Consider the following 9,086-nt stretch of genomic DNA (forward strand, 5'->3'; position numbering starts at 1 on the left):
GAGGGGACGAATCAACTCCATCCCTTCAAAGTTTGTGGAATGAAGCTTGGGCATCATGGCCTGGAATTGTCCGCTGTAAAGCATTCCCATTAAGACGGTTTCAATCACATCATCAAAGTGGTGTCCAAGGGCAATTTTGTTACAGCCCAGCTCCTTTGCCTTGGAATACAGGTGTCCTCTTCGCATTCTGGCACAAACATAGCAGGGAGAGGAGTCAATGGTGAAAACCGACTCAAAAATATCGCTTTGAAAGAATTCCAAGGGAATCCCCAGAAGAGCGGCATTTTCCTCAATAATCTGTCGATTGTAGGCGTTATAGCCCGGATCCATACAAAGAAAATGCAGGGTAAAGGGGAATTTGTTGTGCCGTTTTAACTCTTGGAAAAGCTTTGCCATAATCATGGAATCTTTACCGCCGGAAATGCAGACACAGATGGAATCACCCTCTTGAATCAACTCATAATCATTGATGGCCTTGGCAAAGGGGGTAAAGATAGACTTTTTAAATTTTTTTCTAAGGCTTAATTCGATTTCCTTCTGTCGTTCCTCCTGTTTTGCGGCCTTCTTGATTTGCTGCAAAACGTATTTTCCATATCCTCCCTCCAGATTTGCCACCTGATAGCCCCTGTCGGAAAGTCGTTCACCAAGCTCTCTGGAAAGGGTGCCGTATTTGCAGTAAAGGAGATACTGTCCTTCTATGGACAGGGGGATTTCTTCTCCCAGTAAAGTCTCTATAGGGTAGGAGAGAGCCTTATCCATGTGTCCGATTTCATATTCCTCTGCTTCCCTTAGGTCAATGGGGGTATAGTGTTTATATTCTTCCTTCTCCCAGGCTTCCGGGGAGATTTCTTTGATTTTACTCATGTTTCAATCCTTCTAAAATAAAAAAATTGCAGTATTCTTTTGAAATACACCGAAGCAGTATAGCATAAAGAGACTATGGAAGCAAAATAAAGCATATTATGAAGATATAGCCTAAGGTATAGAATAGTCGGAAAGGGAAAGGAAAGACGATCAAGGGGACAATAAAGCTAAGAGAGGCAAAATAATACTTGTCAGAAAAAGGAACTTAGGCTATGCTCTTTTAGAAAATATTAGCCTAGGCTAACATAAATCAAAACAGCATAAAGTAATGATAGCATTGAAAGCATTATGCAAAGAAGAGTGCTTGTCATGTTGGATGCTTATCGAGTAGTGGAGAAGTAATTTGAATTATCAAGAAAAGGAGAAATGACATGAATCCCATGGAGTTAATGCAGTTTAGTAGAGATTTGGATGATTTTCAGGCAAACCACCCCAAGGTAGCTAAGTTCCTACAAATAGAATTTGGCAAGGGCTTACCGGAAGGAACCATTCTGGAGTTAAAGATTCAAAGACCGGGGGAAGAAGAGAAAGTTACTAATCTGCGGGTTAAGCCGGAGGATAAGGGCTTGGCGAACCGTTTTAAAAAAGGCTAAATGAGATACCTCGCGCACTTCGAGGGAAACTCGTTAAGAAAATAAATGAGCATACCTAATGGGTATGCTCATTTATTTCTTCTTCCTCTGTTTTGGAAAAGAGTATTTTTTGGCTGTGGTAAAGTCCGTAATTCCCTGAGAATAGATAACTGATGGCGATGGCTAAAAGGAAGTAGGAAGAGGCCTGGAAGCCGAATAGCTCAAAGCTGATGAGTAAGGCGGTCAGAGGACAGTTGGTGACGCCGCAGAAGAGGGCAGTCATTCCCAGTGCCGCACATAGAGAAGGGTCCAATGGCAAAAATCGGCTTAATGCATTGCCCAGCGTTGCTCCTATAAACAAGGAAGGAACAATCTCTCCACCCTGAAATCCGCCCCCAAGAGAAACGGAAGTAAAGAGAATTTTCAAGAAAAAGGCAAAGAGAAAAATCTTTGTTCCGGGTTCATGAATCGTTTGCGTAATCAGCTGAATACCGGTTCCGTTATAGATATTGGTGTTTAGCGCCAAAGTGGCAAGGAGAACCATGGCTCCGCTTACAAAAATACGTAGATAAGGATTTGGAAAGTATTTGCTAAATAAATCCTTTGCTTTATGGGCGCAGGAGACAAATACTATACTTACCAAAGCGGCGGCAATAGCCAGCAGAAGAGTATATAGGGCGGAGGACCAATCCATTTCCGCCATTAGAGAAAGGGCAAGATTCGGTTCCTCAGCATGAATGACTTTTTCCGCAAAAAAATGGGCTGTTAAGGCGGAAACGGTACAGGGGAGTAAGGCGGTATAGTAAATACTGCCTACGGTGCATAGCTCTATGGCAAAGATAGCGGCCGCTATCGGGGTACCGAAGAGCCCGGAAAAAGCTGCACTCATTCCGCACATCATAATTCTTCTTTGCTCTTTTTCAGAAAGATGTAAAATTCTGCCGATACTGGAGCCCAGAGAGCCCCCTACCTGTAAAGCGGCACCTTCTCGTCCTACGGAAGCGCCGAAGAGATGGGAAAGCACAGTGCTGAAAATAATCAGAGGAGCCATTTCCACCGGCAACTTTTCTCCTCTTCGCACCGACTCAATCACCAGATTGGTACCCTTTTTGTTTTTGTCAGACAGAATGCTGTATGCGAAGACCAAAAGAAGTCCGGCAAAGGGGAGGGCAAAAAGAAGCTGGGGGTGCTTTACCCGGAATGCGGAAGCCAGTACGATACCATGGGCAAAGAAGGCGGAAATACTGCCTACAACAGCACCGGTAAGAATACCCAGCAGAATCCATTTTAAACCGTTTTTATAGGTCTCCTTTACTTTTTCAAGCTTTGTTAATCTGCTTTGATTTTTCTCTTTCCTGCTGTTGTTTTTTTTGCTTTCCGGTATTGCTTCATTTTGCGCATTCATTGTTCTAAACTTCCCTATGTTGTTATTTTAAATTCAAGCTACTTTCTTTCTTTGCATCGATGGCAAGCTGTAAACAACCCAGTATACCCTGATTGTCGTTTAAGCTGGCAGGGACGATATAATGGTCTAAATCTGCTAATTCTTTGGTTTTCAGATAGTCATTTAACTGGGCGGCTACTTCTTTACGAATTAAAGGAAAGAGCTGTTCCTGATGCATTACGCCGCCTCCCAGAATAATTCTCTCCGGACTGAGGGTTAAGATCAGATTACATAGAGCCTGACCGATGTAGTATGCCTCAATTTCCCATACTTCTTTTTGATTTACCAGTTCAATGCCTTTCTTTCCGTATCTTTTTTCAAGAGCAGGGCCTGAGGCCATACCTTCAAAACAATTCTTGTGGAAGGGGCAGTTTCCCGCAAAGGAATCCTTCGGATGGGGAACCAAGAGCATATGTCCGAGCTCCGGGTGTAACATACCGTGCAGTAATTTTCCATTACTGATAACGCCGCCGCCGATTCCGGTACCGATGGTAATGTAAATGGCATTTTCCAGCCCCTTACTGGAGCCGAAGGAAATCTCTCCCAGAAGAGAACCGTTTACATCCGTATCAAAGCCCATGGGAATGGATAAAGCCTTTTGTAAAGTAGGAATCAGAGGATAGTTCTGCCACTTGAGCTTTGGGGTACTTGTAATATAGCCATAGGTTTTGGAATCTTTATGCAAATCGATGGGACCGAAGCAGGCTACACCCAGGGCGACAATGTCTTTATCCTTAAAATAATCGATAATTTTAGGAATGGTCTCCTCCGGGCTTAAGGTGGGAATGGAAACCTGCTCAATAATCTTTCCGTTCTCCTCGCAAACGGCACAAATCATCTTAGTTCCACCGGCTTCTAGGGATCCGTAATACATATATTTACCTCGCTTTAATTCTGAACAAGAAACCCGAATATAATTTCGGCTTCCTTGCTTATGATGGAATGCAGAAAACTCTACAATTTCTTTTCCCTTCAGTGTATAGAATGCTTGACAAAAATGCAATGTCTATTCCCTTTTTCTTTTGATTATCCATGCTTTTTGTATAAGTTGAATATTTTATTTTATTAAATAGAAACAAAGTGTATCCTCTGTTTCACTTTTCCTTGTTGCTTATTTTGCTTTAGGGTATAATGAGGAAAATGTTCCAAAGAAGAAAAGAGTTAGTTTTTCAGGCATCTTGGAAGATGAGCGCTTGGAGAGGTCAAGTCTTTACCTTCTAGAAAAGCTATAATAGAAAGGGATATCAGTATGGGGAAGAAAAAGGAAACGGGTAGCAAAGAGCATAAAACAGATAAGATGAAGATAGAAGAATGCACCGAAAAGAGGCTGAGAGCATTGGAGCCCAATGCAGTGAAAACGAAGGTAACGAATACGGTAGAGGAAGTTCAGGATGACTATATTACGGCTTATCAGAACCGTCTGGCTACCCATATGGATGAGTTGAAATGGCTATATTATGAGCTGTATAGAAGCAATGAACAATCCTTTCAATATTTTCTTTCTCTTTTGGATAAATATGCCAGAGAACGGTCTCCTGAGCTTAGAGCATTAGACCAAGAAAGAATGAGAAAGCCCCAGTGGTTTAAAGGAAACAACCTTATCGGAGTTCTTTTATATACCAATTGCTTCGGAAAAGACTTAAAGGGCGTGGAAAAAAGGATTCCTTACCTTAAGGAATGTGGCTTTAATTATATGCATTTGATGCCTATTCTGGAGAGTCCAAAGGAAAAGTCTGACGGGGGGTATGCGGTATCCAATTTCCACAAGGTTCAACCGGAATTGGGAACTATGGATGATCTTAAGAGTTTATGTTCTGCCTGCCATGAAGAAGGAATCAGTGTTTGTTTGGATTTTGTCATGAACCATTGCTCCGAGGAACATGAGTGGGTAAAACGTGCCAAGAACGGCGAACAAGAATTTCAGGATCGTTTCTTTATGTTTAATGACTGGGGGCTTCCCAATGAATTTGAACGTACAGTTCCTCAGGTTTTTCCGGAGTCCGCTCCCGGTAATTTCACCTATTGTGAAGAAGCGAAAAAGGTTGTTATGACTACCTTTTATCCGTATCAGTGGGATTTGAACTATGGGAATCCTACGGTTTTAAATGATATGTTGGAAAATATGCTCTTCCTGTGTAATCAGGGAGCGGATGTTTTCCGCCTGGATGCGGTTCCTTATATTTGGAAAAAGCTGGGTACAAACTGTCGAAACCTTCCGGAGGTACATACATTAGTTCGCATCTTCCGTATGGCGATGGAAATAGTGGCTCCCGGTGTATTGCTTTTGGGAGAAGTGGTAATGGAGCCTCAAAAGGTAGTTCCTTACTTCGGAAGTCTGGAGAAGCCCCAGTGTCACATGCTGTATAATGTTACCACTATGGCATCTACCTGGCATACCGTAGCTACCCAGGATACCCGTTTGATGCAGCATCAGCTGGGACAGGTCTTTGCCCTTCCGAAGGACATGGTATTTCTGAATTACCTTCGTTGTCATGATGATATCGGTTGGGGACTGGATTACGCTTTCCTGGAGCAGTTTTCCATTACGGAGATTCCGCATAAAGCCTTTTTAAATGCTTATTTCAGAGGCTTTACGGAGGATTCCGATGCAAGAGGAGAGCTGTACAATGATGATCCGGTACGGGGAGACGCCAGACTCTGCGGTACCACCGCATCTCTTTGCGGATTGGAAGCGGCTGCCTATGAAAAGGATGAGCATAAAATCAAAGAGGCTTTGCAGCTTGACTTAATGCTCCATGCCTTTTTGCTGAGTCAGTCCGGTATACCGGTACTTTATTCCGGAGATGAGATTGGACAGGAAAATGACTACAGCTATCATGAGGATGACATCAAGAAGGTGGATTCCCGTTATCTTCATCGTGGAAATTTCCCATGGGAAAAGGCGGAGAAGAGAAAGAAAAAGGGCAGTATAGAAGAAAAGATTTTCACCGGTTTGAAGGAGCTGGAGGATTTAAGAAGAAAGCATAAAGCATTTTCCACCATGGCGGATACTTGGATTATTGATACAAAGAATATCCATGTCCTTGCCTTTGGAAGATATTATGAGGGAGAAAAGATTCTTTGCTTCTACAACTTTGCCAGATCCGAGCAGGTGGCTTATGTGTCCGAGGTGGAGGATTACGTGGATCTACTTTCCGGAAAGTCCTGTAAAGCAAGAGACCTTGTCCTTCCTGCCCATGGATTTTTGTGGTTGAAAACCTCCTTTGTTTAAAGAGGAAAGTTTATGAAGATACTGGAAGGACTTTCCGCCTTTTCAGGCATTGCCATGGGGCCGGTACATTTTAAAAGGAAGCTTCAATTTTCCTACCTAAAAAAATCCGAAGAAGGCATAGAGGAGGAAAAAAGGAGGGGAAAAGAAGCCTTTTTAAAGTCGATAGCGAAGGAAGAAGAATATTATCAAAAGGCCCTTTTGGAGATGCAGAATGAAGATGCAAAGATATTTTCTGTTCATGCGTTAATGCTTTCCGACGAAATTCTGCAAAACAGTGTATTTAGCTTGGTACAAAAGGGTCATACAATGGAATATGCGGTGAAAAAAGCCTTTAGCAAACAAGAAAGGCTTTTTCGTCGTATGGAGGATCCATATTTTCGGGAACGTGCGGAGGATATGCAGGATATTCTGAACTTGATGCTTTCTATTTTAAGCGGAAAAGATGTCGCTACCAAGGAAGAGCCTTGTGTTTTGCTGGCAGAGGATCTTGGACCATCGGACACCATTCGTTTTCCGAAAGATAATCTGCTGGGATTTATTACGGAGAAGGGTTCTTTACAAAGTCACACAGCTATTCTGGCAGCATCCTTGGGAATCCCGGCCTTGGTACAATGTAAAGGGCTGAGAGGAATAGAAGACGGAGAATACTGTATTATTGATGGTGAAAAATCGGTGGCTTATTTTTCTCCCACGGAGGAGGTACTGGCTCATTACCGGGAGATTATGGAAAAAAAGAAAGAGGAGCGACAGGAGCTTGAAAAACTAAGAGATGAAGACTGTGTCAGTTTAGACGGAAAACGCATGAACTTATATGGTAATATGTCGTCTCCGGTAGATGCCAAGAAGCTGCTAGAATCCGGTGCTGAAGGAATCGGTCTGTATCGTACGGAATTTTTATTTTTAGAGGAAGGCAAGCTTCCTTCCGAGGAAACACAATTTCAAAGCTATCGGGAAATCCTGGAGGAAATGAAGGGAAGAGAGGTTATTATCCGAACCTGTGATTTGGGAGCGGACAAGGTACTTTCCTATCACGCCGGTATAAAGGAGGAAAATCCTGCTCTAGGTCTTCGGGGCATTCGCTTTTGTCTTATGGAAAAGGAAATGTTCTGTACACAAATAAGAGCTCTATTACGGGCTTCTGCCTTCGGTAAGCTTTCGGTGATGCTTCCGATGATCAGCAGTTTTAAAGAAGTCAGGGAAAGCAAAGCCTTATTCCATAAATGCAGGACTGAGCTTGAAAAACAAGGGATTCCCATGGCGGAAAAAATACCCTTAGGGGTGATGATTGAAACTCCTGCTGCAGTCTTTATAGCAGGAGATTTGGCCAAAGAGGTTGATTTTTTCTCTATCGGTACCAATGACTTATCCCAGTATCTTTTGGCAATAGACAGACAAAATGTCATGGTGCACAGTTTTTATCACAAAAAACATCCTGCCATTTTGAGGGCCATCAAAGAAGTGGTGGAAAAAGGAAAACAGGCGGGGATATCGGTGGGAGTCTGCGGAGAATTTGCGGCTGATCCGGATTTTACAGCTTTTTTTCTCCATCTGGGAGTGGATAAATTGTCCATGAACGGCCCTGCCATCTTGCCGATAAAGAAGAAAATTCTTAGTTGTGACAGTAGTAAGGAACTCAACAGAATTCCATGACATTTTTCTATATTATCACAACATTTTTCCATATTATATTTTTTTGCCGGAAGTATAATATGGAATAGAATATTGTTTTCAAGAGCGAAGCTAGAGGAGAAATATTTTTTCGGAGCCGGCTTTGGGAATTTTTTGAAGCTGATTCGAGCTATGATTATACGCGGAAGCTCTTGTACTTTAGGAGGAAAAGATGAAAAAAAGAAGTTTAGCGGTATCAGTAGTGATGGGGCTTATGGCCCTGGGATTGGTTGCTTGCGGCGGAAGCAAGAGTGCTTCTTCCGAGAGCACAGCAAGCGGAAGCGGTGAGCAGGGAGCTTCCTCTGACGAGCTTTCCGTAGCAATCTGGGATACCAACCAGGAACCGGGTATTAAGGAGATTTTAGATGATTTCACTAAGGAGACCGGAATCAAGACTAAGATTTCCGTTGTAAAGTGGAATGAGTACTGGACCATGCTGGAGGCAGGAGCCCAGGGCGGATCTTTACCGGATGTTTTCTGGATGCACTCTAACGAATCCGAGCGTTACATGAGTAATGATATGCTTCTGGATCTAACCGACAAAATCAAGAATTCTGAAGTCATTAAAATGGAGAATTACCCAAAGGATATCTGGGGATTATACAGCTACGAAGGAAAAAATTACGCTGTTCCAAAAGATATTGACACCATTGCCCTGTGGTATAACAAGAAACTCTTTGATGAAGCAGGTCTCTCCTATCCTACAGCAGATTGGACATGGGATGACGTAACGGAAGCTGCAAGAAAACTAAAGAAAGATGATGGCTCGCAATACGGTCTCTGCTTAAAGCCGGATAATAATCAAGCAGGTTACTATAACATGATTCTTGACCACGGCGGCTTTATCTTAAATAAAGACAAAACCAAATCAGGTTTTGACGATCCAAAGACCATCGAAGCCATGAAGATTGTAGAAACATGGGTGAAAGAAGGACTGATTCCTTCCGCTGAAACTATGGCAGAGAACGCAGAAGATGTCCTCTTCCAATCCGGAAAAGCGGCAATGTGCTTCCAGGGTTCTTGGATGATCGCCGCACACAAAAACAATGAATATAGCTTGGCAAATGCGGATTGTATAGAGCTACCCAAAGACAAAACAACAGGAAGAAGAGTTTCTATCTATAACGGGCTCGGATGGGCAGCGGCAAAGAATACAAAGCACCCTGAAGAGGCATGGAAACTCATTGAATACCTGGGTTCCGAAGAAGCACAGCGGAAACAGGCAAGCCTCGGAGTAACGATGTCCGCTTATAAAGGCACCTCGGAAGAATGGGCGAAAAGTGCTCCTTTCAACTTACAAGCATAC

General features: G+C 42.9%; 7 protein-coding genes. 4 read left to right on the forward strand and 3 right to left on the reverse strand.

Annotated features, from left to right (window positions below):
- Positions 1–864, reverse strand: an 864-nt coding sequence (locus RDQ32_RS10165; protein WP_308580361.1) for an ATP-binding protein, incomplete at its 3' end; no start/stop codon positions are given.
- 371 nt (positions 865–1,235) lie between these two features.
- Between RDQ32_RS10165 and RDQ32_RS10170 the strand changes: the two genes are divergently transcribed.
- Positions 1,236–1,457 (forward strand): hypothetical protein, encoded by a 222-nt coding sequence (locus tag RDQ32_RS10170; protein ID WP_183684770.1) that lies wholly within the window; start codon positions 1,236–1,238, stop codon positions 1,455–1,457.
- A 55-nt stretch (positions 1,458–1,512) separates the two neighbouring features.
- Here RDQ32_RS10170 and RDQ32_RS10175 read toward each other — a convergent pair whose 3' ends face one another.
- Together RDQ32_RS10175 and RDQ32_RS10180 are read right to left on the reverse strand one after the other, a co-directional pair.
- Positions 1,513–2,841 carry a chloride channel protein gene (locus RDQ32_RS10175; protein WP_308580363.1) on the reverse strand — a complete coding sequence of 443 codons (1,329 nt, stop codon included), beginning with the start codon at positions 2,839–2,841 and terminating at the stop codon, positions 1,513–1,515.
- 22 nt (positions 2,842–2,863) lie between these two features.
- Positions 2,864–3,754, reverse strand: coding sequence for an ROK family protein (locus RDQ32_RS10180; protein ID WP_183684768.1), 891 nt, complete (start codon positions 3,752–3,754; stop codon positions 2,864–2,866).
- Positions 3,755–4,129: 375 nt separating this feature from the next.
- Between RDQ32_RS10180 and RDQ32_RS10185 the strand changes: the two genes are divergently transcribed.
- From RDQ32_RS10185 to RDQ32_RS10195, 3 genes are all read left to right on the forward strand, one after another.
- Positions 4,130–6,112 carry an alpha-amylase family glycosyl hydrolase gene (locus tag RDQ32_RS10185; RefSeq protein WP_308580365.1) on the forward strand — a complete coding sequence of 661 codons (1,983 nt, stop codon included), beginning with the start codon at positions 4,130–4,132 and terminating at the stop codon, positions 6,110–6,112.
- Positions 6,113–6,124: 12 nt separating this feature from the next.
- A complete protein-coding gene (ptsP, locus tag RDQ32_RS10190) occupies positions 6,125–7,762 on the forward strand; it encodes a phosphoenolpyruvate--protein phosphotransferase (protein ID WP_308580367.1) in 1,638 nt (545 codons plus the stop codon).
- Positions 7,763–7,952: 190 nt separating this feature from the next.
- On the forward strand, positions 7,953–9,086 hold a 1,134-nt coding region (locus tag RDQ32_RS10195), incomplete at its 3' end, for a sugar ABC transporter substrate-binding protein (RefSeq protein WP_308580369.1).

Source organism: uncultured Oribacterium sp., assembly GCF_902481605.1.
GTDB lineage: Bacteria > Bacillota > Clostridia > Lachnospirales > Lachnospiraceae > Oribacterium > Oribacterium sinus.